Raw genomic sequence first — 21,174 nt, 5'->3', positions numbered from 1 at the left:
TTCAATTATTTTTTTGGTTATTGTCTTTTAGCAATACGTGGTAACCGGACGTAAGAGTAACTTTTATAAGTTTTGTTTTTTTGCCGATCAGCGATTTAGCTGCCTGGATGCCGGCGCTGGCTGCCTGCGCTCCAATGGAAGGATCCATGGTTGCAAGGCTTAAGCTTTGAACGGCCTGGTCCGAGGATTGCTTTGCCACATCCCTGGTTAAAGCACCGGGCGTATAGATACCTTTGATCCCATCCAGGTCATACACGGTAAGCGACACCGGCAAAATGTTATTTTGATAATGAACACTCGTGATGGCTATTTGAAGTCGTTCGCCCTCCAATGAAGCAATGCCATAGATGAGTTGCCCCTTGGGAATAAGTATGCCCTTTATAAAAATATCATTGTCAATATGAAGCTTAATGGTGCTTCCGCTCATTACGGTCTGGGTTTCATCGACAGTTGCCTGGATAGCATTTTGTTCCGGTTCAGATGTGAGTTGTTCCTCTTCTAAGGAATAAAATCGGTTTCTTTTCGTGGTGATTTGTCTAAGTGGGATGGTATCACTCACCGGCAGATGCAATTTGTCGTGCGCTAAAGTTGTGATGGGCAATTCATTTGGTTGTAGGGTAACCGCAAATACTTCCTGTTGATGTTGCGCCGATTGTTGTTGCAGTTTCTCGTTGACTCTTTCAGGATGTTGGATATCGAGTATTTTTTCCAGCATGCCGTTGAGCTGGTGTAATTCAGGGTCGTCGGAATTGGCCGGCGAGCCTTGTAAACTCATCATTTCATTTTGTAGTTGCTCAATGGCTTCTTTTGGTGTGGCACTATGCAAGTCGTCGTTGTCTTGCAACTGATCCTCCTGCACTTTTGCCGATGTTTTCGATTGGTCCATTACCTTTTGCAGGGCTTGTAATTTTTCATACACCCTCGCTTCATTTGGATCCTGGTCATTATTTGGAATATTGGATGTTTTTTTTCCAAGATCACTCATCAAGAGGCTGGCATCATGATTGGATGTGTCATGCTCATTTTTCAGATGCGCAAGATTCAAATAGGGATCACTCTTCTGTTCAGAATAATAGGCCGCGGAATCTTTGTCCATTTTTTCATAGAACTGCAATTTGTTCCAGCTACTGTCTTTAAACTGAGTCGCGCCCGGCAGCGTGGTATTTAGTCCTTGCGTTTTGGTGGTTGAATCGGCCGAGCCGCCGCCAATGATTCCAAAGACACTGCCAATGATCGTAACAGTGATGCAGACAAGTATCGGCAGGACGGAAAAGAATAGCCGCTTGCGATTATATAATGAAAGGTGCTGTAGTTTATTGAGCATATAAGTTATTTATGTTATTGTATATTGGAAATCGTTTTTTTTATTGGGTTGTTCTTTGTAAGCTGTCGTATAGAAGGTTTAAACTGTCGATATAACGTTCAAGCTGTTCTTCGGTATTATTCAACTGGCCGTTCCTCAATAGCCGGTCAATAGAATCATATTTCGCAGGAGAATTAAAACGGATGCTGGTGTCTTGTAGTTCCTTGGTGGATGTTTTATCGTTACCGGTATAAATGATTAGGGCAATAATGGCCAACCATTGCACCACGAACAACACCAAGGCAGACCATTTCAAAAAATTGCTCCAGGTATTTACCTGGCTGTTTAAATATGCGGCTATCCGCTTTAGTAGGATGTCTAGCTTCCTTGCTGCATTTTCCCAAACAGATTCCATGGTAGCCTTTTCGTTTTTTTTCCTAAATAATTTCATAATCACCGTGGTTGGGTTTTAATGTCTTTGTTTTCAAGAGTTGTCCATCTTTCGATGAGGAAGCCATGTGAATTGTTTTCACTTCTGGAAACATTGCGTAAATACCCTGAAGTGATCAGGCTGCGGTATACAATACTGGTCGTTCGAATGATCTTTTGCTGTGCATAGCACTCGAAGAAATAAGGGTAGTCATTGGTATTGACGGTGACAGAATCTATTAAGAGTTGCTGGCTGATATTGCCTGCGATGATGTTCGAATAAAACCCATTTTCTTTCAGGTTGTCATATTGCCTTTTGGCTGATGCGTCGGCGAGGTATAAGGCTTTGGTGATATTAGAATGAATGACTTTGTCGTCGGGATCAAGCGTGAAAAAATACAGGTGGAACATTTTTACATGATCCTTGGCTTCTACACTGATATTCGTTTTGCGATCAGTAGAAATGGCTTCCAATGCTTTCTCATTGGCGAGTACATAAATCTTATTTTGCGTGGACGCGGCCAAGGCGTAACTCTTATAAAAAACAAACACGCAAAGACCCAAACAACCCAGGATGATAAGCAGTGTAAACAATCTGATATACTTGAACGCGGTGTCAATATTTTTCATTTTTGTAAACATGGTAGGAAGTTTTAAAGGCCCATCATTGCTGTGCCGGTGTTAGCAATATTGCTCGCTCCCTGGGAAACTGTAGAAATGGCCGCATTCGTTGTTGCCGCAGCAACGCCCGTTGTTTTCGCAGTCAATGCATCCCCACCGCTTACCCAGATAATGTGACCTGCAACATTAGGAACAGTGAAGTAGCCAATGATCCCTATCAATAGAAAAATCAAGTAACCCATATCCGTCTTGCTAAAAAAAGTGTCTCCGTTCACATGGATCTGTGCAATATCAAGAGCGATCATCTTCTCCTGGATCTTGCCAATCACCGCTCCGAAAATGTTAGCAACCGGCAGCCATAGGAATACATTAAGATATCTCGCCAGCCAATGTCGGATGGTATGATGGAAACCATCAAAGACGCCGATACCAAACGCTAATGGTCCAAGTATAGCGAGTATTAAAAGATTAAATGTCCTGATGGTATTGATGCACAACGCAGCGGCAGCAAACAACAATTGTAACACCTCGCTCATCCATTCTTTGATGGAGTTTCGAAAATTGTAAGAGGCTTTCGCCATCGCGAATTTCATATCGTTGCCGATGCTTTCAATGATATTTTCACTTGAGTTTTCTTTAGGATGCGTGTATTTGTACCATTTTTCGCGGTCTCCAAGACCGTTATCTCCCACATACATTTGCCAGGCATCACTTTCTTTTATGGCAGCTTCTTTTTGCCTGAGAAGAAGTGCGATAGCCGCATCTGAATGCTTAACCATGATCTTTGTTCCGGAAACAGTGGGTTGCATCACGCCATTGATCAGTGCGATTACTGAAGGAAAGATTAGGATAGCAAAGCCAATGACAAAGGGACGTAATAGTGGGTAAAAGTCGATAGGTTCCGCATGGGATAAGTGTCGCCATACCCTGGCAGCGATATACCACAAGGCTGCAAAACCCGCAATGCTTCTTCCTACGGTAATGAGCTGGCTACAGAGTGGTAGCAATTCCTGGTATAAATTATCCAAAACGCCCTGCATGCCGTTCAGGTCATCCGAAAAATTTCCGTTTTGTGCATGATCCAGCATGGGACATAACATGCCTGTTATTGCTGACACAGCAATTTTTAATAATCGGTTCATCGATATTTATTTTATGGATTCGTGATCAGGAGCTGCCTGGTGCTTTGCGTTTCTTTTTGTTCTTTGGCCCTATGTGTGGCCAGTAAACTAGTACTGTTATTAAAACTCCGAAGGAATGCCAGTTTGTCTTCCATGTCATCGTGAAGATGGTCAATAGCAATTATTCTTTCGGCATCGTTCATTCGTAGCTTGCTGGCGGTTAGGATAGTGGCGAGGTCATCTAAATTTTTAAGGGATTCAGTGAATAGCTGGTCGTACACACTCGAAATATAATTGAGTTCATCCGCGTTAAACCATCCTTCTTTTTTGAACTTGCTACTAGCTGTTTTGTATTCTTTGACCAGCGACACCTGGTAGTCGATAATATCTGTTACCCGTTTGTAATTTTTGATGGCGGGGTTAACCGCTAATAATCCATCGAGAAATAATTTGTGCAGTTCAAAATTGCCTTTTGAAATAGTACGGATGGCATTGTACCCGCCAAATAATATTTCGTAACCCTTTTTTAGGTCGGTTAGGATTTGCTTGAATTGTGCCAGCTTTTCAATGTCTAAAGCGAGTTGCGCCAGTTCATCGGCCTGGGCGTTCACTTTTCTGGTAGGCGCTAAGAATAGGGTAGTCAATAAAAGAATAATTACACACTTTTTCATACACTGAATAATTTAATGACTTATTGAAGTTCAAATAGGGTACGGATCTCCTGGGCATCTTGCGAGTCGCGTTGTTTTGCAAGCGCCAGGATTTTTGTATCGTTAGCGAAATGTTGGAGAAATGTAACACGCTCCGCCATTTCACGGTATAGTCGGTCAATACAATGTATGCGCTCATCGTCTGTCATGGTGAAAACATTGGCGGACAAGAATTGGATCAATTCTTCGGTGATGGCGCGACTTCCGTTTTCGAGTGCAGCACAAACAGCCTTGACGTAATTTTTTTCTTCGCTGGAAAAAAGGGGGCTTGCTTCAAGACCCTTAAACAAACGGGTACTATTATTGACGATAAGAATGTTCATCGAAATGATATCTGCTACCCGGGCATAGTTTTTAACTTTCGGGTTGATCGAAGCCAGGGAAGCAAAGAAATCCTTGTCCAGGGTGAAGTGCTTATTCTTTATATCTCCAATCGTTGTCAGGCCTTTTTTTGCGATGGCATATCCTTTTTCCAAATAGCCCATGTAAATGTTTAAAGCGGCAATTTGTTGGAGTTGGTTTTTCTTTTCCATTGCCTTTTGCGCAAACACGTTTTGTAAAAATTGCGCTTGAGTAGTGGTGGAAATTATTATTGCTAAAACAAAACAGAGGATGGTTTTCATGACCGGCAGTTTTATAAGGTGGTTATTGTAATCCGTACATAGCTCGCACTTGTTTTACCTCATCGGCATCTTTGGATCGCTGCAAGCTTAACCGAATGTTTTGTTGGTTGAATAATCTTAAGTCATTGAGGTTGTCATCAATTGAATGAGCAACATGTTGAATGATGGCGAGTCTTTTCCCGTCAGTCATTTCTGTAGTAAGCGAATTGATGACCAGGAACAGTTGGTCCATGTTTTTCAGGCTTTCATTGATGATACCTTCATACACCTGCAACATATATTCGACTTCGGAACTGGTAAAATGGGTATCCTGCTTGAATAAGTTTAGGGCATGCTTGTATTCATTGACAATTTGCAACTGCTTATCCATGATACTTCGTACTTGTTGATAAGCGCTTATTGCTTCCTTAACCTTATGCAGTTCATCAAAGTATTGTACATATTGCTCCTTGTGTTTACTCACCCAATCGCTAATTTCATCTAACTGTAATTTGCTCATGGTGTTCTCCAATGTTTTTTGCGCATTTTGTAACCAGATGGTTTTGTTTTGCAGTCGCTGCACCTGCAGGTCAATCGCCTTGATCACTTTTTTCAGCACAGCTTTTACGATGACCCAATAAAAAGCATGGGTTTTTTGTGTGGGCACAATGGTGAGTGCTGTGCATAGTATGCACAGGATCGCTATCTTTTTCATAATTATCTGCGTCTTTTATTTTTTTATGTAAGCAGCACTTCCCATTAGCAGTTTATTTTCTTTTGGAATAAAAGTGAAAACCCTTTCATGCATCGCATCCATCAATTGTTTGGTTGCTGGCTGATAGGTAACTACCCATTCGACTTTTTCGTAAACAGGACGTAATTTTTTCCCTTCAAACGTTTGCTGGTAAGATGTACGCCTGCTTATGGAGTAGGTTTCGGTTCCATTGTTAATAGGTTGAATGATCAGTGAGTCAACTCCTCCGGTGAACTCATCATGCAGGATGCGTACATAGGTGCCGGGAATAAAATCGTGGATCTCATCGTGGCCGGTGATCGATGCACAACCTGTCAGAAATAAAACGAGCATACAATTCAAAATGGATCTTTTCATAGTAAAGTATTTATAGTGATTAGAATGGTTTGCTTGATTCTGAGGCGAGGGCAGCAATGCCTTTTTCCAGGCTGCCGTATTGCTTTGCATATTGCTGCACTTTTACTTTCTCCGTTTCTTCTGTGGTATAAGCGAAATATTCTTCAGGTGATACTTCCGTTCGATAGACCTTTGACAAAACGCCTCCAAGCGATATGAATACTTCTTTGTATTTTTTATCCGGGTCGTTGGCCTTGTTCACTGAAAGTACCAGGGCTTTTTCTTTTTGCGTAAGTCCCAAAAGCTCCTGTATCTGGTCAAACTTGTTTTGGTACTTGGATTGATCCAGGAGTATTTTACAATCACTGTTGTTAATGATGGCTTGCTTAACGATAGGAGAAGAGATAATGTCCTCTACTTCCTGCGTAACAACAATGGCTTCCCCGAAAAACTTTCTAACGGTTTTAAAAAGATATTTGATGTACTCTGCCATGCCCTCTTTGGCAATGGCTTTCCATGCCTCTTCGATCAGGATGATTTTTCGAATGCCTTTCAGCTTGCGCATTTTACTGATAAACACTTCCATGATAATGATCGTGACGACCGGGAATAGGATAGGGTGATCTTTGATGTTGTCCAGCTCAAATACGATGAAGTGTTCTGTGAGTAGGTCCAGGTTTTCGGTAGCATTTAACAAATAATCGAATTCACCACCCGCGTAGTATGGCCGTAGGACATAGAGGAAATTGGTGACGTCGAAATCTTTTTCCTTTACCTTGTCATTGGTCAATACTTGAACAAACTCATTGCTGACATACTCGTAGAATGAATTGAAACAGGCGAAGATGCCAGGCTGTTTTTCCAGCTTGTCATAATAGCCTTGCAACGCATTGGATAAAGCGACATATTCCGAACGGTTAAAACTTTCATTGTCTTTTTTCCAGAGTGCCAGCAGTAATGTCTTAATGCTTTCTTTCTTTTCGGTATCGAGGGTATCTCCATCGGCAATGTAAAAAGGGTTAAAACAAATTGGCTTTTTTTCATCGTAAGTGAAATAATATCCACTGACCATATCGCAAAGGCCCTTGTAACTGTGGCCGACATCTACAATGACGATGTGCGAGCCCTGTTCATAGTACGTGCGCATCAAATGATTGGTCAAAAAGCTTTTGCCACTGCCACTGGGACCCAGAATGAATTTATTGCGATTGGTGCAAATACCTTTTCTAATGGGTTCATCCGAAATATCAACGTGTACCGGTTTGCCACTAAGCCTGTCCCCAAACCGGATGCCAACCGGGCTGATGGAGTTTTGATAATTTGTTTCCACGTTTAGAAAACAACAGGCTTGTTCAGCAAACGTGTCGAAGGTATCGTTCATAGGAAAATCACCGGCGTTTCCAGGGATGCCTGCCCAATAGATTTGCGGCATGCCCACCGTTTCTTCTTTTGCAATAGCGTCTAGTTGTGCGAACGCCGTGGTCGCCATATTGCGCATGTCCTTTAATCGCTCCTTGTCCTCCGCCCAAAGCATAACATTAAAATGGGCCTTTACTGGTGAACGTTGTTCCCTGATACATTCATTGAGGAATTCATTGACCGCTTCTTTGGAAATGGCATTTTCCCTGCTATAAGCAGAAAGCGATTGTAGCCTTAGTCGCTTGCTTTCCATTTTCTTTATCGTCGCTTGTGCATCTTCAATGAAAATATATTGATTGAAAACATGATTGCAAGGCAACAACAGTCCAAGAGGGGCAGCAAAGCCAATGGCAAATTTTGTTTTGTCGGAACTGTATTTGTCATATTTATTTTTTGAACTGCAATAGGTAGGCAAGTCCTGCTGGTCTGCCAGTGTGAACAATTGACAGGTATTGCTACCGATTGTAAATAAAGGTTTTAGCTGGATATCTTTTAATGCCGGATTCCCGGAAAATTCATGCAGGCTGCAATATTGTTCGATCAAACCGCAATGAGTGGATGAGCTTAACAGGTCGTTTTCGGTTAATCGCTGGCATTTGATACCTGCTTCTGAAAGTATGGACGCAAACTGGCTGGCAACGGCTTCAAAGGATTGCAGGGCTATTGGATGGATGGTTTGTTCAGGCACGAGTTTGGGTCTGGTGAGGGATGACAAAAGGGTGGTGGTCGATTTTGTGGAAGCTTTCTTGATCAGCATCGCATAACAATGGTGATCGAGATAAGGTCGTTCGGTGAAGAACCGATCGCTTGCTTTGTGTAAGAAACTTTCGTTTTCCTCAACATCATTGGCAGTTGGTTGGTAGTTGGCCTCTATGAACCAGTCTTGTTTGTGTAGGACAGATCCGGCAGGTAGCACTTTTATGGCTTTGATAAAAGCCTGGTGCAGGGCTTCATAATTTTCACCAGATAGGGTAAATATTTCAGGAAGCAGTAGTTTAAAGGTGATACATATGTCTCCTTGTTTTGAAAGGATACAATCGTTCTCCACGTCCATAATCGGTAATATGTCCTGCAATATTTTTTCCATACACTTATTTTTTTTGAAAGCATTTTCTGCTGTTACTTTTCAAAACGGTTGGCAACATTCTTTTCGCCGAATGTTTCATCATGCCATGTTCACCAAATTGGTTGTTCAGCTTATATACCTGCGAGAATAATATAACACCCATAACAGTTATGATTGCCAGGCTTAGGTAGGTGTTCACCTTCAGTACATACATGATGGCGAATCCAACCAGTAGGCAGAGCAGGCCCCCACCCAAATACCAGATATATTGTGCTTTCAATCCTTTGAACTCAATACTTTTGTTGATTCCCTTATTGATGGTGTAGACACTGTTGGTGGCCATGTTATTTTTTTTAGATGCCGAAGAATGATTTAAGAACAGTCGCCACGACTACCAGGAAAACACAACTGCCAAACCATGCAGCTGCGGTCGAGCCGGTATCCGGGTGGCCGTTTGACCATTTTTGATAGACGCGAACAGCACCTATCAAGCCAAGAATGGCGCCCACCGCATACATCAAATTGCACCCCACGTCAAAATATCCCCTCACTTTTGTATTCGCTTCCTGGATACCTGCAACCCCATCCTGCGCTACTGCCAGTTGATAAGTAATCGCTAATAACATTGTTGCCGCGATAACTCTCATTCTTTTTGCTTTTACCACTACCTGTTTGATTTTCATTTTTTCATTTTTAAAATTTTTAAAAAAACTTTCCGTTCGCTAACAACCCTGCCCCCTAAGCATTTTTTTGGTTGCAGCTCCCGGAAAGTGTTTGCAACCCTACAACCTATACCTAACCTATGAAGAACAACGATCTAGTTATTTGTGTCCTTTGATATTTTGCGTATGCCAAAAAGCCTGAGTATTTCATATTTGAAGAACTTTGCTCCAATAATCAAATAGCATAGGGTCATCCAGATCGCAGTTGCTTTTATGTAAGTCGTCCAGGAAATAAGATGATACATGGTTGATGTTTTGATGAATAATGTCGCTTGATTTTCTTAGACAAAATTGCTATCAAAAAATGGCTGTCTTTCACACCACGGACCGAGTACGGTACAAAATATTTTTAGTTTTTTTAGGTGACAGATTAGGGTGAAAACGTCATAACTCATTGAGAAAACAATTTCAGGCCAGCTTTTTCGAAATGCATTCACACTATGAACCGAGTACGGTATTACTTTTTTATAAAAATTGCCGGGGACTTTCATCCGATTGGTCCATCCGTTGGATCAGTTTTTCAATGAGCAGTTCCAAATAGGCCGTTCGGCTTTCTTTTCTTATTCTTAATTCCTGTAACGTCCTGTAGTAATTACCGAGATCAATATTGAATACCTGTTCCAGGTAGGAGGCCACTTGTTTAACATCGGTAGCGCCGTTATTAAAAGCGCCTGCCGATTGAAGGGCATATAGCAATTCAATAAGGGCCGCTTTGGGTGCTGTCCACTGTAATGGTTGTTTGGGTGTGAATGTGCTTTTAGGCGGTTCATCTTTTCTTTCAAGGTCTTCCACAGCTGCATTTAAATAGATGCGCAGCAATTCGTGCGCATGGATCTTAGCGACCTTGAAATCATGGCTGGTAGAAAAATTAAAATCGGAATCGAAATGAAAACTGTCGAGTGTGAGAAAGATGTCCTGGTTGCCTCTTAAGAAATATTTCTCATCCAGGTAAGTGGCACCAGAACGATAGTATTGGTAAAAATCAAGATTGTTATCGAAGAAATGGGTGAGCCTGCCTAGTTCCTTATGGAGGTATTTTAATTGCGTGTCATTGCTTCCCGTAGGTCTACGGGTTTCTATTCTATACACCTTTAGGTAATAGATAAGCTTGCTGCAAAAGCGTGGCTTAATCTCCTTGAAAAAGTTGATTTCTTCTTCCTGGTTAAGGAAAGTGTATGCAGCAATTTTCAGTCTTAACTGCTCCATGATGCCTTTTACAACACGAATGGAACGCTCAGCTAATGGGATAATATTTTCTTCTTCTGATTCAATTTTATCCAGGCTTGCCTTCAGATCATCATAGAGCTTTTTACAAAAGGGGGCATATCAATTTTTTTGTTGGGCAGCGGCATAGGTAAAGTTTGGGTGAAGGTCTGAAAGAAAGGGGAAAAGAAGGAAGAAACGCGGGAGAAAGATATTTGCAATCGGGAAGAAATGCTTTGAGAAATGAATTTACTCTTTGTGTAATTGTCGGTTACTAAAGGTGTAGCATTCTTAAATTTAGTAATTAAACCGTAAGAATGAAAAAGAATAAAGAGAAAAGGGTCATTGTTTGTACCAGTCTTCTTCTTTTATTCCTGCTTATACTTTTGAAGACAACAACAGTAAATTAATCCCGAGATAATGTTTGTAATCTTACTAACAATATTGAAGCTGCTATAAGCGCCTATGAAAATGTTATTTCCTTCTAGCGTTTAGTTGTTTTTTTGCTTTTTCAATCTTATCAATATGAGTAATCACAGTTTCATCAGAAATCTTATCGACGCCTTGGAGAAATTTATGAAGAGGTATTCCTAATCCTTCCGATAATGCTAAAAGCGTTGTGTATTGTGGGTCTTTTTTACCAGATGAAATTAGTTGTACTATTGCATATTCCAGCCCGGAAGATGCCGCTAATTTTCTTAAACTATTTATTGAATCAACCTTTCCACTCTTTTTATTTTCTTCGATAATGTTAGAAAGGCATAGACCTAGCTTATATTTTGCAACGTTTTTTTCTTTGTTATCCATGGAGTTAAAGTCCGTGGATTAAAATTTCAAATTGACGTTCGTACGGATATCAATTGGAAAATTGTCATATATTTACTTTGCGATTCTTCATAAATAATTTGAAGCTTTCGCTTTGAGTCTTGTTCTGAAACGTCGGAAATTTCAATGCCACAAGATGATAAGCAAGGGCTCACGTTTTGGCGTGGGCTCCCTTATTCGTGGCAAGGCCTCCGACGGCCTCAGAACAGTAAGGTGAGTTCCGCGCCATTTTTTATTCCCGCGACAGTACTTACAATGGACTCTTCATTTTAAAATCATTGTGTATGCGTGTTATACCAACCGATTCCTGCGTTGCCCTGAAGAGCTTCCAGCAAGGAGAGGAAAAAGGGTTTCAGTACTTTTTTCATAAGTATTATGGTTCTCTTTGTCATTACGTCAGTGAAATGACGTCCGATCATGAGCTTGCGCAAGAAATCGCAAGCGATGGGTTTATGAAGTTATGGGAGCGCAGGAAACAGTTCTTCAGCGACAATACCATTCGCTCATTTCTATTTACAGTCACTCGGAATGCAGCTATCAGCTATATAAGAACCCGATCAAAAACTGTTGCCACCGATATTGATGGCGTTTATATCGCGGACGATCATTTCAATTCATTACAAAGCATGATGAGGGCTGAAACCTACTGGCAATTGCATCAGGCGATCGAAAGGCTGCCGAAAGTTTGTCGCAAGGTGATCACGATGTTTTATATCCAGGGAATGAGCTATGAACAAATTGCACAAGAGCTCAATATTTCGCTGGCCAATATCCGCAATCAAAAGGCGAGGGGGATTAAGTTGTTGAGGGAAAAAAGTCTTGGGTATTGGGTGATTTTGGTGGTGGCCATTTGGATGATTTGGCAATAAGTAGGCCCAGAAATAGTTTACATTTTTCGTAAAATACGAGAATCATAATTGTAAGTAATCGATGAATTCTTAGTAGGATGCATAATTGAAATGAGGTAGTGATCTTTTTTCGCAGGCCTTTGATATGCCAAGACAGCCGGTTCAAATCCTGCCACCCCCCGCCTTAAGAAAGTCAAAATAAAAAGCCTATAAAGTCAATAGATTTTTACAGATTTTTTGTTTCCTCGAAATTGTAAAGTTTCTCTGCAGGTTTAAGCATCTGCAGTTTTCAGTGTGGAGCTTCTATACCAACAATGACCGAAAGCTCATTGTTTATTCTGCTGCCTGACGTTATCTGTCTGCTGAAATTGAAGCTAAGCAGCGAACAAAAGTTGAGAATATATTCGTCGCTGCACCATATTGATAATACACAATGCTGGCCGTATGTGGTATATCATTAATGAATTAGCTTCTATATCGTACAATCACTAACTTCCGGAGTGACTAACTCGGCGAGTTTGGCGGCCAACTCTGCCATTGGCTCTTCTGCTGTACTCAGTCCACTTCTTGAGCCGAGCAATGGACTTACGTCACGCAGTTCTTCATATGTTGTATTATGTATAAAGTTCTTCATATGTTGTATTATGTATAATTGGAACAAGCAAATCCCGAGCTAAAAGTGGCGAAAGTTCTTTTTCAGTAGTACCCGCTTCTGCAAGTCGTTTTAGAAAGGCTGGGTCACAAGAACAATGACAACTCGAGACTTCGCAAGTCTTTTGTCGATTTCTCGGAGTAGCAGGGAACCAAACAGAACGTCTTTCTCATTAAACCGAACGGAAACACCTCGTGCTTCAAGCAAGTTGTGTAATTCTTTGGCATAAGAATCGAAGATTAACAATCGAATAAAATGAATCGGGCTCTGCCTGATAAAATGTGTAGAAATGTAGAAATACAGATTACCCAATTCAGCTCAAAAAATCCATTTTTTCAGCCCCCAAAAAAATAACGGTCTGTTGTCGTTGTTCTCAATCTTAAAGCCAATCAAAAACGCGGTTGCCATTAATCTCCGGTCAATTTCAGAAAAAAGTGGTTCGGCCTGTCACTTTGCAGGAGATCATGTAGTGGACTTGCCACTTCCGCACAAAATATATCAATTGGTGCGGATAATCAGACATTTCTTAATAGCATTCGTGTTCAGAGAGAATTGTTTTAGGTAGGATCAGGCTGTCCAGAGACAGGTTACAATGCTATTGGTTGTACTTGGAAAACACTGTTCCCATAATTTAGCATTTTCATTTTGTTGACAAATGTAATCATCGGGAAACCATTCGATGGCATCCACTTTAGCGGGTCTATTTTCTTCAACTTGTCGGTAATAATAATCACCGGCAACTGTATAAGGAGGAACTTTTGTTCCGTAGGAAAGCCATTTATAAGGAAAGTCGTAAGAAGTACTCTTCCATTTAATAATGCCGTTTTCTATAAAAATGATCATAACCGGAAATTCTCCCAATTCCCTGTATCGTAAAAACGTTGCTGTTTTGGAGGCGCCGAAATAAGATCCTATTTCTTCAATAAGCGTTAAAGATAATTTTTTATTTTTCACTTTCCTGGTAAAGAGTTCAGTTGGCATTAATAATTCGGCGGCGAAACTGTTCGCCTCCTTCTCATGTGGTCCTTGAGCATACCATTCTGATAAGGTTTTTTCAGAATCGTTAAAAAGTGCAAGATGCCTGTGCAACTGCGAATGACCTATCTCATGAGCAATTATGTAGTTGATTTTAGGCTGATAGGTGATGTTACTGTTGATCGTTATAATACCATCATCTTCATTCATCAAAATACGACCTTGCGATCCATCCAATTCTTTGAAACGCACAACAAGACCCAGAGACCAGGCAATGTCTTCCATAGACATATCGGAGGGTTCCCGCCACCCCAGCTCATTTAAAAGAGTAACTGCAGCTTTCGAAGGATTAATCATTGCGGTCGGTTTTATTCAGCTTGTCTTTCAATGCTGTTATAAGTTGCAGCAGTTCCTGATCTTCCGCAATTGACTCTTTATCATTTAAGGTCATTGATTCAAATTTGCTGAATAGAGGTTGTAATTGTAATGCTTCTTGTGGTGTTAATATTTTTTTCAATTCATTGGCGCTGATCTTTCTCAGGCGATCAATTTCCTGAAGAATAGATTGGTATAAAGTGCGTTTTAATTCTGCACGATTTCTGGCGATCTTAAGTTTTACCTGCCGCAAATGCTTTTGTATAAATGAGTCTGCAATTTCTTCGGCGGTAGGTGGATCTTCCTCCGACTCATGAAAATTCATTTCCAGCAACAGACTGTAAAAATGGTGCAATATTTCGGCGTTTGTTTTTTGCATACCTTATCCGAGTTGAAAATGAGGGGAACTTTTTACTTTACCGATTAATTTTTCACGAAGCTTATCTATTTGCTTCGGCTGCTTTTCCATAAATGTGGCAATGGCTTCTCGTTTCATGCCGTCTTTTACGCACTCCCAAAACATTTCCAGATTTTCATCGCCTTTTATTGCATTTTCAATGATAGCAATTTTTTTACTGAAAACTGCTTCTTGTACAAGAGTCGGCTCACCGGGTAGTGGATCAGTAGTATAAAAAATTTCATCCATATCGTCTCTCGCCATAGAAAACGATTCGCCCTGTTCAGTCCGATATTTTTCAACCTCTTTTCCTATGCGGTTATCGGCAATTCTGACAAGCTGCTGCCCCAGCGTACGCCCATCCTTCCACTCCCAATTGCCGTCAATAATGGCATCGTACGCGAATTGTACATAATACTCTACCGGGTCCATCCCCAGTCTTTCCTCGGTATGTGCACCGAAGAGTGTTCGTTTACGTAACCTAGTAACTAAATGGTCTTTGCACTTCTTAAGCGCTTTGATCCACTGGTGGTCTGTTACCATCGTCAGTTTCCTGAGATTACGTTCTAAATGTTTGCCTTTTTCCACGGTTATATTAACCGGAAAAATACTTTTTTACCCCAAAGGGGAACTTTTTCCGGATTTCGGTTAAATAAGTTATAGAAGGTTCTTATAAAAATAATAAAAATGGATAAGAATATAAATAATGGTGCTAACAAGGCTTTCAAAATACTTTGTGTAGATGGAGGTGGTATTAAGGGGTTATACTCTTCTACGATACTTGAACACTTGGAGCATAGGTTTGGGTCAATGTCTGATTATTTCGACATGATCTGTGGTACTTCTACAGGAGGATTGATTGCGCTTTGCCTGGCGTTGAAGATTCCCTCATCGGCCATCAGTAATATATATGCTGAACACGGGCACAAAATATTTCCGAAGCGTAGCTTGATAGGCGGCATTTTCAGGCAAACGTTATGGAAAGGTAAGTATTCCGACGAACCGCTAAAACAGGTGCTGAATGATGTATTTGGGGATAAAACCGTTGCCGATCTCCAAAACCTGGTTTGTGTTCCGTCTTATTCGTTAACGGATGCGCGACCTTGGGTCTTTAAAAGGGATCATGGGAAGCTGGACAGGGACAATAAAACGTTGCTGGTTGATGTCGCGCTGGCTACTTCTGCTGCGCCTACCTATTTCCCGCTTTGTGAAATTGCCGCATACAATTATAAGCAGTTTATCGATGGCGGCGTATGGGCTAACAATCCTACACTTGTAGGGCTTATTGAAGCACTAACATATTTCGTGGGTAAGGATAAGGAATTTACTTCCGTCGAAATACTATCTGTAAGCAGCTTGAACAATACGGCAGGTAAACCGGTCGGTTTAAAACGGGCGCGTTCCTTTATTAAATGGAGAAATGACCTGTTTGACACCTCGTTGATCGGCCAAAGCCATTTTACTGATTATTTTATGAACAAGTTGTGCGAAATGAACGATATAAAGATCCGGTATCAACGCATCCCTTCTGAGCAGATTTCTGCAGAGCAACAGCACCTCGTGAAACTGGACTGCGCCTCGAAAAAGGCAATTCAATTTATTAAAGGAAAAGGCAATGATCGCGGTCAGCTGGCAAAAAAGGACCTTGAAGTAGAAACATTTTTTCAATTAAAAAAACAATTTAAAATACAATAGCATGGCAAATCTTCACAATGTGTTCGGTGAGTATAATCGAATTATCCGTCTTTCTGACACAAATAGAACTGAATTGATCCTGGTGCGTAACAATTTACGCACAAGGATTCAGAAGCGGCATAATCAGTTTGCGGAAGCCAATAAGCCTTATGACGAACTTGAATTTCAAAGTCAGGGTTCATTCGTTATGGATACCATCATAACGCCAATGAGGGATGACTATGACTTGGACGACGGCATCTACTTTTTAGGCAGGCTTTCGCGCGAAAAAAGACCGGCACCAGAAGTTTTCCATAAAATGGTTGTACAAGCTATCGGGGCAGATCATGACGAAGTGGAAAAGGTCATCGACAAAAATACCTGTGTGCGGGTGTTGTATAAAAGTGGCTTTCATATTGACCTGCCGATTTATTACGCGGACAATAAGGAATGCCCTGACCTGGCAGACAAGGAAAGAAAATGGATACTGAGCAATCCTGTGGAATTTATAGCGTGGTTTGAGGAAAAAACCCACTCTGGTTTCTTGAAGTCGTTCCTTTATGAATCGGCTTTATATGACCAATATGAGCGATGGATCACCGACATCCGGAAACAGGATGTGCAACTACGTCGCCTTGTGCGTTACCTAAAGGCATGGGGGGATTTGCGGCGTGAAGAAATGCCGTGTGGACTTGTAATGACTATTCTCGTTGCCAATGATTTTTATGAACATGAACGAGATGATATTGCATTGAAGGAAACGCTGGTTTTAATAGAGGCGACATTAAGAAAGTCTTTCAGGTGCGAGCGTCCTACAACGCCGGTTGGGGAGGACCTTCTGGCGTCCTACAAAAACAAGGATGCTTTTATGAAATATTTGGGGCAATTTATTGAGAATGCAAAACAGGCACTGCTCGAAACCGACCCACAAAAAGCCTGCAAACACTGGCAGAAAAGCCTCGGTGATCGTTTCCCCTGTCATCTTGCGCCGGCTTTGCCTAAACCAGCTGTTGCAACTGTTGGTTTAATTACCGGTGCTTCATCCTCAAGACCATGGGGGACAACGTTATGACAAATGGTCACAATCAGTTCATTGCGCAATTGGAGGAAGCTGTCACGGCATTTCCGACTTTACGTATAGAATACGTCAATGGTCGTGAAATCATAAAGGGTAACCTCGCTATTATAGACAGGGATGGAAAATATTGGGAGGATTACGGAGTTGAAATTCATTGCTCCAAAGATTTTCCCAATGAGTTTCCCTTGCTTTTTGAAACAACTGGCAAGATACCAAAGATAGCGGACTGGCATGTCTATGAAGATACGCTTGCCTGTTGTGTAAAAGTTCGTCCGGAGGAAATCATCAGATGTCGAGCGGGAATAACAGTTACTGAGTACATCAGAGAAGAAGTGTTGCCATATTTTTTTAACCAGACTCATCGAAGACTTGAGGGTTATTATGTGAATGGTGAATATGCGCACGGCGTCGGCGGAATTTATGAATATTATTCTGGTATCTTGAAAACTGGCGGTAATATTCAACATACAATACAGCTGATGGAGTATATTGCAGCACACGATCGTCCTGACCGCACGAGCATGTGTTTTTGTGGCGAAAAAATAAAATTTCGTCACTGCCATAGGGTTGCATTTGATAAACTCAAAAGCATAGGAGAAATTACACTTAGAACCCACGCATACGAAATTGCCAAGGCGGCAGGAATAAGAAAATAAACTCGTGCAATGAAAACGCGAGTGATGTAAATAATGCGTATTTCTGACTAAGCGGGCCCATCCAGTTTAGCATGCTAATTTCGACGGCAATTACAATCAGCAATATGAATGTCAATTCTCGTCGCCAGTTTGGTTATTAGACGCTCGTAGGTTTCGGCAGGTACTCTTTTGGCAATGTGATAGTGTTCTTCCAGCATATAAAATCTATCCATCTGCCATGGCCCAGGTTGCCTTGCAGTTGTACTACTTGCTTTGTTGCTCTTCTTCGATTGTGAATAAACGCCGATCTAAGTGATAAAGCGAAAATGGTTATTTGGGGTTCACAAGAGAAATTGCGACCCCGGTTTACCCCAGTACTTCGGCGGTGGATTCTGTCGCGGGATGTAGCACTCGCAGTATTCAAAATTGCGGCTGGCGAAGAGTACGGATTTACCCGTATTACACAGAAGTTGAATCCTTATATTGGTTTTGAGTTCGGATTGATCGATTTGTTTGATCCTGCTATTAAAAAGGATAGAACATCTATGTTGGCTGCCATCTGAGCCGACCAGTAGCAGCTTTGATCTGATAATTATTGTTATTTTTAAGTATGGTGCAAATAGAAAAAATACCCAATGCTGATGGAAAAGGCTTTACAATTGCGGCAATAGCTGAAGATGTGGAGCGCGTCGATGCTGTAGATTATTACAGAACCATATTTGTTGAAAAGCAAAAGGTCATTCTGCGGGAAACATTACGATTGAAGAATCCTCCTTTTCCCATGGAAGACCTTGAACCTTTTATAGAGAAGACAGCCACTGCAGATTGGGAAAAGCTTTACAAACAGATCATGGCTGAAAAGGTGCCTGACTTCCTTTTTTCTACACTGAAGGCTGATAACAGAAATTACCAGGAAAGATTCCTCCGGGGTATGAAATTTACGCCAGAGCAGTTAGCGGCTCTTTATTTCAGGGCTTGCCAGGAACTAAGGTACACTTTCAGTTGTTACTCTTCGGAGCACCTGCCCAACAATCGCGATCTATCGGATATGCCTATCTTGGTTCGTGTTGAAGGTGAGCAGGTAGAAAAAGTGGGAGAAACGCCTTTGTCGGACGGAGAGTTGCGGCAGGTGGTTAATCAACGCTCTGCGATCTATGGAAAAATATTGGATAACGGAGATGAGTGGCACTGCTTTTTCATTACTATTGAAAGCGCAGCCGGAAAAGAAAACTGGAAGGAAGGTCAACCGCATTATCATTATATCTCTGATAAGTTTGGTATATCGAGAGAGGAAGTTGTAAAGCAGCTTCAAAGCAAGGATTATCGGTTGGGCAATTTGCCTCACTTGGAATTACATAATTACCGGGATGAGGAACGTGCCGTCGAAAAAAAGTAAGGTTCAGTAGTCACCATCGTTTAACAGCCCTCTTACGGTAGCTTAATTTTTTTGTCAATTTTCCCCAGCCCACACAGGCGGCGAGGTGTTCAGGGAAGCATTGTAACTGATGTATTGTAAGTGCAAATATGCTATATTGAAATTATCCTATACTTAAGTCTCTTAATTTCATTAAGTCCTCCAAAAAACAGTTCGACAGTTGTTCAGCTGACCCGACTTGAGAGGACAAAATTTAGGAAATGAAATGGTATTCTCAACTAACGCATATAATACAAAGTCAAAAAGAGTATTATGAAGGCTGGCTATACACCAATTGGAGAATACTTTGTTAGGTACAAAAAGAGATAAAGGATCAGTAGCACTCCGTAATGATTAACGCTTATTTTATTAAGCAAGCGTTTAGAATCGATGAACAAATTTCAAATCAAAAAGCAACGATTTGGCTATTGATTAGCCTATGCGAAAAAAAGGAGTCGCTAATGAAAATATTGAATCAATTAAAAACGTGTTCCACTTAAATACATAATGTAAAGAGATGGCCATTGGTACATTGTGGAGCAGGCAGAATTATTGATTGTCGGTCAATATTATCCGAATCGATCTAACCTCATTCAAAATTTTTCTTTCCCTCTTTTTTACAAATCCCCCAATTCTTCGTTATACAAGGCGGTATATAGTTTTTTTCCGGTAGCTATCGCAACAAACTGGAAAAAGCACATTTTTATGCTTAAATTAATGCTATGAAACCTGATCGTCAAATGCATACCGACGACGATGCTTATCGTGCGGCCTACTTGATTGCAGGCTATATCAAAAGAACGCTGTCAACAAGGGAGCATGAAGAGCTCGATGCCTGGGTGGAAGCCAGTGATGAGAACATGAAATTGTTTGAGGACCTGACGGATGAAGATAATATTGGACAAGCCATGTCCTATTTTAAAAGCTTGAATATAGATGCCGCCTATAATCGGGTAAAGGCAAAAATACCATTTGAATCTCCTGCAAAGAAGACGTGGCCAAAGTTTATCAGTATCGCCATTGCAGCCTCTGTAATAATCCTCGTTTCCATTATTTGGTTGGTAAAACACAACGATATCGCTACCGGCAACAAGGACTGGGCGAAACAACAAGGGGATAGCAGTGTAGACATTGCTGCCGGCACCCACCGGGCGACCCTGCATTTGGCAAACGGAAAGACCATCTTGCTGGATCATACGAAGAAGGGTATACTTGTTAACGAAGACGGCGTAAGCATCGAAAACTCCGGCGAAAGCATTAGCTATACGGGAACTGCTGAGGGGAGTGATGCAATGAATACCATTGATGTTCCCAAAGGGGGCCAGTATACATTGCAATTGTCAGACGGTACGACGGTTTGGCTGAATGCAGCTTCTTCCATCACCTACCCGGTTTCGTTTACAGGAAGAGAAAGAAAAATCACATTGACAGGGGAAGCTTTTTTTGATGTGGCGCCAAATGCCCATCAGCCATTTCTGGTACACACGGGAGAGGTGGATATAACGGTACTGGGCACACGTTTTAATGTGCAGGCATATCGGGAGGAGAACATGATAAGAACGACCCTTGTTGCCGGGAAGGTGAGGGTTTCAACGGCAAAGCAATCACAGGAACTATCGCTGGGCAGGCAGGCCCTGTACCGACAAGGTGATTTAATAGTGTCCGAGGCAGATACGGCTGCTGCCATGGCCTGGAAAAACGGCAATTTTTCGTTCAGGGGCGAGCCCATTGAAAACGTGATGCGACAGGTGGCGAGATGGTACGATGTTCAGGTGGAATACAAAGAAAAAATAAATCAACATTTTACTGCAGAAATATCCAGGGACGTTCCTTTATCAAAGATGCTCGGTCTGTTGCAAAAGACCAGCAGCGTACATTTTAACATCAACAACAGAACAATTATTGTAAGCCCTTGATCTAAGAAAAACCACCAATAAAAGATGGGCTCAAAAAAGATCAGGAAGTGGTGCTACACTTCCCGATAAATGATTTGAGCAAAACAGGTGTGCCCGATT

General features: G+C 41.4%; 24 protein-coding genes. 6 read left to right on the top strand and 18 right to left on the bottom strand.

Features of this window, described 5'->3' with window-relative positions:
- Position 1: 1 nt before the first annotated feature.
- The 14 genes from traM to KTO63_RS16605 all read right to left on the bottom strand — a co-directional run bounded on the left by traM (position 2) and on the right by KTO63_RS16605 (position 11,093).
- On the bottom strand, positions 2 to 1,324 hold the full coding sequence (gene traM / locus KTO63_RS16670; RefSeq protein ID WP_217792522.1) for a conjugative transposon protein TraM: 1,323 nt from the start codon (positions 1,322 to 1,324) through the stop codon (positions 2 to 4).
- 40 nt (positions 1,325 to 1,364) lie between these two features.
- Complete coding sequence (locus KTO63_RS16665) at positions 1,365 to 1,754, bottom strand: hypothetical protein (RefSeq protein ID WP_217792521.1); 390 nt, start codon at positions 1,752 to 1,754, stop codon at positions 1,365 to 1,367.
- A 2-nt stretch (positions 1,755 to 1,756) separates the two neighbouring features.
- Positions 1,757 to 2,374 carry a conjugative transposon protein TraK gene (gene traK, locus KTO63_RS16660; RefSeq protein WP_217792520.1) on the bottom strand — a complete coding sequence of 206 codons (618 nt, stop codon included), beginning with the start codon at positions 2,372 to 2,374 and terminating at the stop codon, positions 1,757 to 1,759.
- 11 nt (positions 2,375 to 2,385) lie between these two features.
- A complete protein-coding gene (gene traJ, locus KTO63_RS16655) occupies positions 2,386 to 3,495 on the bottom strand; it encodes a conjugative transposon protein TraJ (RefSeq protein ID WP_217792519.1) in 1,110 nt (369 codons plus the stop codon).
- 11 nt (positions 3,496 to 3,506) lie between these two features.
- The gene (locus KTO63_RS16650; protein ID WP_217792518.1) at positions 3,507 to 4,145 is read right to left on the bottom strand and encodes a TerB family tellurite resistance protein; all 639 of its coding nucleotides are present in this window, start codon (positions 4,143 to 4,145) and stop codon (positions 3,507 to 3,509) included.
- A gap of 20 nt (positions 4,146 to 4,165) precedes the next feature.
- A complete protein-coding gene (locus KTO63_RS16645; protein ID WP_217792517.1) occupies positions 4,166 to 4,807 on the bottom strand; it encodes a hypothetical protein in 642 nt (213 codons plus the stop codon).
- A 22-nt stretch (positions 4,808 to 4,829) separates the two neighbouring features.
- On the bottom strand, positions 4,830 to 5,501 hold the full coding sequence (locus tag KTO63_RS16640; RefSeq protein WP_217792516.1) for a conjugal transfer protein TraI: 672 nt from the start codon (positions 5,499 to 5,501) through the stop codon (positions 4,830 to 4,832).
- Positions 5,502 to 5,516: 15 nt separating this feature from the next.
- Positions 5,517 to 5,897 carry a hypothetical protein gene (locus tag KTO63_RS16635; RefSeq protein ID WP_217792515.1) on the bottom strand — a complete coding sequence of 127 codons (381 nt, stop codon included), beginning with the start codon at positions 5,895 to 5,897 and terminating at the stop codon, positions 5,517 to 5,519.
- Positions 5,898 to 5,916: 19 nt separating this feature from the next.
- Complete coding sequence (locus tag KTO63_RS16630) at positions 5,917 to 8,382, bottom strand: TraG family conjugative transposon ATPase (RefSeq protein WP_217792514.1); 2,466 nt, start codon at positions 8,380 to 8,382, stop codon at positions 5,917 to 5,919.
- Between the two features lie 4 nt (positions 8,383 to 8,386).
- A complete protein-coding gene (locus tag KTO63_RS16625) occupies positions 8,387 to 8,704 on the bottom strand; it encodes a DUF4133 domain-containing protein (protein WP_217792513.1) in 318 nt (105 codons plus the stop codon).
- Between the two features lie 10 nt (positions 8,705 to 8,714).
- Positions 8,715 to 9,044, bottom strand: a complete 330-nt coding sequence (locus KTO63_RS16620; RefSeq protein WP_449580024.1) for a DUF4134 domain-containing protein — start codon at positions 9,042 to 9,044, stop codon at positions 8,715 to 8,717.
- 134 nt (positions 9,045 to 9,178) lie between these two features.
- Positions 9,179 to 9,328: a hypothetical protein gene (locus KTO63_RS16615; protein WP_217792512.1), complete on the bottom strand. Its 150-nt coding sequence runs from the start codon at positions 9,326 to 9,328 to the stop codon at positions 9,179 to 9,181.
- A 220-nt stretch (positions 9,329 to 9,548) separates the two neighbouring features.
- Positions 9,549 to 10,289, bottom strand: a complete 741-nt coding sequence (locus tag KTO63_RS16610) for an RteC domain-containing protein (protein ID WP_217792511.1) — start codon at positions 10,287 to 10,289, stop codon at positions 9,549 to 9,551.
- 471 nt (positions 10,290 to 10,760) lie between these two features.
- The gene (locus KTO63_RS16605) at positions 10,761 to 11,093 is read right to left on the bottom strand and encodes a helix-turn-helix domain-containing protein (protein WP_217792510.1); all 333 of its coding nucleotides are present in this window, start codon (positions 11,091 to 11,093) and stop codon (positions 10,761 to 10,763) included.
- 302 nt (positions 11,094 to 11,395) lie between these two features.
- On the opposite strand from KTO63_RS16605, the gene KTO63_RS16600 reads away from it, so the two are divergent.
- Positions 11,396 to 11,980 carry an RNA polymerase sigma factor gene (locus KTO63_RS16600; RefSeq protein WP_217792509.1) on the top strand — a complete coding sequence of 195 codons (585 nt, stop codon included), beginning with the start codon at positions 11,396 to 11,398 and terminating at the stop codon, positions 11,978 to 11,980.
- Between the two features lie 451 nt (positions 11,981 to 12,431).
- On the opposite strand, the gene KTO63_RS16595 is transcribed toward KTO63_RS16600, so the two are convergent.
- From KTO63_RS16595 to KTO63_RS16580, 4 genes are all read right to left on the bottom strand, one after another.
- A complete protein-coding gene (locus KTO63_RS16595) occupies positions 12,432 to 12,593 on the bottom strand; it encodes a hypothetical protein (RefSeq protein ID WP_217792508.1) in 162 nt (53 codons plus the stop codon).
- Between the two features lie 585 nt (positions 12,594 to 13,178).
- On the bottom strand, positions 13,179 to 13,943 hold the full coding sequence (locus KTO63_RS16590; protein ID WP_217792507.1) for an ImmA/IrrE family metallo-endopeptidase: 765 nt from the start codon (positions 13,941 to 13,943) through the stop codon (positions 13,179 to 13,181).
- On the bottom strand, positions 13,936 to 14,340 hold the full coding sequence (locus KTO63_RS16585; RefSeq protein WP_217792506.1) for a hypothetical protein: 405 nt from the start codon (positions 14,338 to 14,340) through the stop codon (positions 13,936 to 13,938). Before KTO63_RS16585 ends, KTO63_RS16590 begins: the two co-directional genes overlap by 8 nt.
- Positions 14,341 to 14,343: 3 nt before the next feature.
- Positions 14,344 to 14,946, bottom strand: coding sequence for a hypothetical protein (locus KTO63_RS16580; protein ID WP_217792505.1), 603 nt, complete (start codon positions 14,944 to 14,946; stop codon positions 14,344 to 14,346).
- Positions 14,947 to 15,045: 99 nt separating this feature from the next.
- Here KTO63_RS16580 and KTO63_RS16575 point away from each other — a divergent pair, with 99 nt between their 5' ends.
- The 5 genes from KTO63_RS16575 (at position 15,046) to KTO63_RS16555 (ending at position 21,075) form a co-directional block, all read left to right on the top strand.
- Positions 15,046 to 16,053 (top strand): CBASS cGAMP-activated phospholipase, encoded by a 1,008-nt coding sequence (locus tag KTO63_RS16575; protein WP_217792504.1) that lies wholly within the window; start codon positions 15,046 to 15,048, stop codon positions 16,051 to 16,053.
- A gap of 1 nt (position 16,054) precedes the next feature.
- Positions 16,055 to 17,104 carry a CBASS cGAMP synthase gene (locus KTO63_RS16570; protein ID WP_217792503.1) on the top strand — a complete coding sequence of 350 codons (1,050 nt, stop codon included), beginning with the start codon at positions 16,055 to 16,057 and terminating at the stop codon, positions 17,102 to 17,104.
- On the top strand, positions 17,086 to 17,766 hold the full coding sequence (locus tag KTO63_RS16565) for a hypothetical protein (protein WP_217792502.1): 681 nt from the start codon (positions 17,086 to 17,088) through the stop codon (positions 17,764 to 17,766). The genes KTO63_RS16570 and KTO63_RS16565 overlap by 19 nt, the downstream gene beginning before the upstream one ends.
- A 589-nt stretch (positions 17,767 to 18,355) precedes the next feature.
- On the top strand, positions 18,356 to 19,141 hold the full coding sequence (locus KTO63_RS16560) for a hypothetical protein (RefSeq protein ID WP_217792501.1): 786 nt from the start codon (positions 18,356 to 18,358) through the stop codon (positions 19,139 to 19,141).
- Between the two features lie 740 nt (positions 19,142 to 19,881).
- A complete protein-coding gene (locus KTO63_RS16555; protein ID WP_217792500.1) occupies positions 19,882 to 21,075 on the top strand; it encodes a FecR family protein in 1,194 nt (397 codons plus the stop codon).
- The last annotated feature ends 99 nt before the right edge of the window (positions 21,076 to 21,174 follow it).

The sequence above is a fragment of the Pinibacter aurantiacus genome, assembly GCF_019130065.1.
Lineage (GTDB): Bacteria > Bacteroidota > Bacteroidia > Chitinophagales > Chitinophagaceae > Pinibacter > Pinibacter aurantiacus.
The sequence above is the reverse complement of the archived record's forward strand: the minus strand, read 5'-3'. Positions and strand labels throughout refer to the sequence as shown.

Coding starts and splice junctions, on each gene's coding strand:
- traM (WP_217792522.1), bottom strand. CDS start 1,324: ATGCTCAATAAACTACAGCACCTTTCATTATATAATCGCAAGCGGCTA.
- KTO63_RS16665 (WP_217792521.1), bottom strand. CDS start 1,754: ATGAAATTATTTAGGAAAAAAAACGAAAAGGCTACCATGGAATCTGTT.
- traK (WP_217792520.1), bottom strand. CDS start 2,374: ATGTTTACAAAAATGAAAAATATTGACACCGCGTTCAAGTATATCAGA.
- traJ (WP_217792519.1), bottom strand. CDS start 3,495: ATGAACCGATTATTAAAAATTGCTGTGTCAGCAATAACAGGCATGTTA.
- KTO63_RS16650 (WP_217792518.1), bottom strand. CDS start 4,145: ATGAAAAAGTGTGTAATTATTCTTTTATTGACTACCCTATTCTTAGCG.
- KTO63_RS16645 (WP_217792517.1), bottom strand. CDS start 4,807: ATGAAAACCATCCTCTGTTTTGTTTTAGCAATAATAATTTCCACCACT.
- KTO63_RS16640 (WP_217792516.1), bottom strand. CDS start 5,501: ATGAAAAAGATAGCGATCCTGTGCATACTATGCACAGCACTCACCATT.
- KTO63_RS16635 (WP_217792515.1), bottom strand. CDS start 5,897: ATGAAAAGATCCATTTTGAATTGTATGCTCGTTTTATTTCTGACAGGT.
- KTO63_RS16630 (WP_217792514.1), bottom strand. CDS start 8,382: ATGGAAAAAATATTGCAGGACATATTACCGATTATGGACGTGGAGAAC.
- KTO63_RS16625 (WP_217792513.1), bottom strand. CDS start 8,704: ATGGCCACCAACAGTGTCTACACCATCAATAAGGGAATCAACAAAAGT.
- KTO63_RS16620 (WP_449580024.1), bottom strand. CDS start 9,044: ATGAAAATCAAACAGGTAGTGGTAAAAGCAAAAAGAATGAGAGTTATC.
- KTO63_RS16615 (WP_217792512.1), bottom strand. CDS start 9,328: ATGTATCATCTTATTTCCTGGACGACTTACATAAAAGCAACTGCGATC.
- KTO63_RS16610 (WP_217792511.1), bottom strand. CDS start 10,289: ATGGAGCAGTTAAGACTGAAAATTGCTGCATACACTTTCCTTAACCAG.
- KTO63_RS16605 (WP_217792510.1), bottom strand. CDS start 11,093: ATGGATAACAAAGAAAAAAACGTTGCAAAATATAAGCTAGGTCTATGC.
- KTO63_RS16600 (WP_217792509.1), top strand. CDS start 11,396: ATGCGTGTTATACCAACCGATTCCTGCGTTGCCCTGAAGAGCTTCCAG.
- KTO63_RS16595 (WP_217792508.1), bottom strand. CDS start 12,593: ATGAAGAACTTTATACATAATACAACATATGAAGAACTGCGTGACGTA.
- KTO63_RS16590 (WP_217792507.1), bottom strand. CDS start 13,943: ATGATTAATCCTTCGAAAGCTGCAGTTACTCTTTTAAATGAGCTGGGG.
- KTO63_RS16585 (WP_217792506.1), bottom strand. CDS start 14,340: ATGCAAAAAACAAACGCCGAAATATTGCACCATTTTTACAGTCTGTTG.
- KTO63_RS16575 (WP_217792504.1), top strand. CDS start 15,046: ATGGATAAGAATATAAATAATGGTGCTAACAAGGCTTTCAAAATACTT.
- KTO63_RS16570 (WP_217792503.1), top strand. CDS start 16,055: ATGGCAAATCTTCACAATGTGTTCGGTGAGTATAATCGAATTATCCGT.
- KTO63_RS16565 (WP_217792502.1), top strand. CDS start 17,086: ATGGGGGACAACGTTATGACAAATGGTCACAATCAGTTCATTGCGCAA.
- KTO63_RS16560 (WP_217792501.1), top strand. CDS start 18,356: ATGGTGCAAATAGAAAAAATACCCAATGCTGATGGAAAAGGCTTTACA.
- KTO63_RS16555 (WP_217792500.1), top strand. CDS start 19,882: ATGAAACCTGATCGTCAAATGCATACCGACGACGATGCTTATCGTGCG.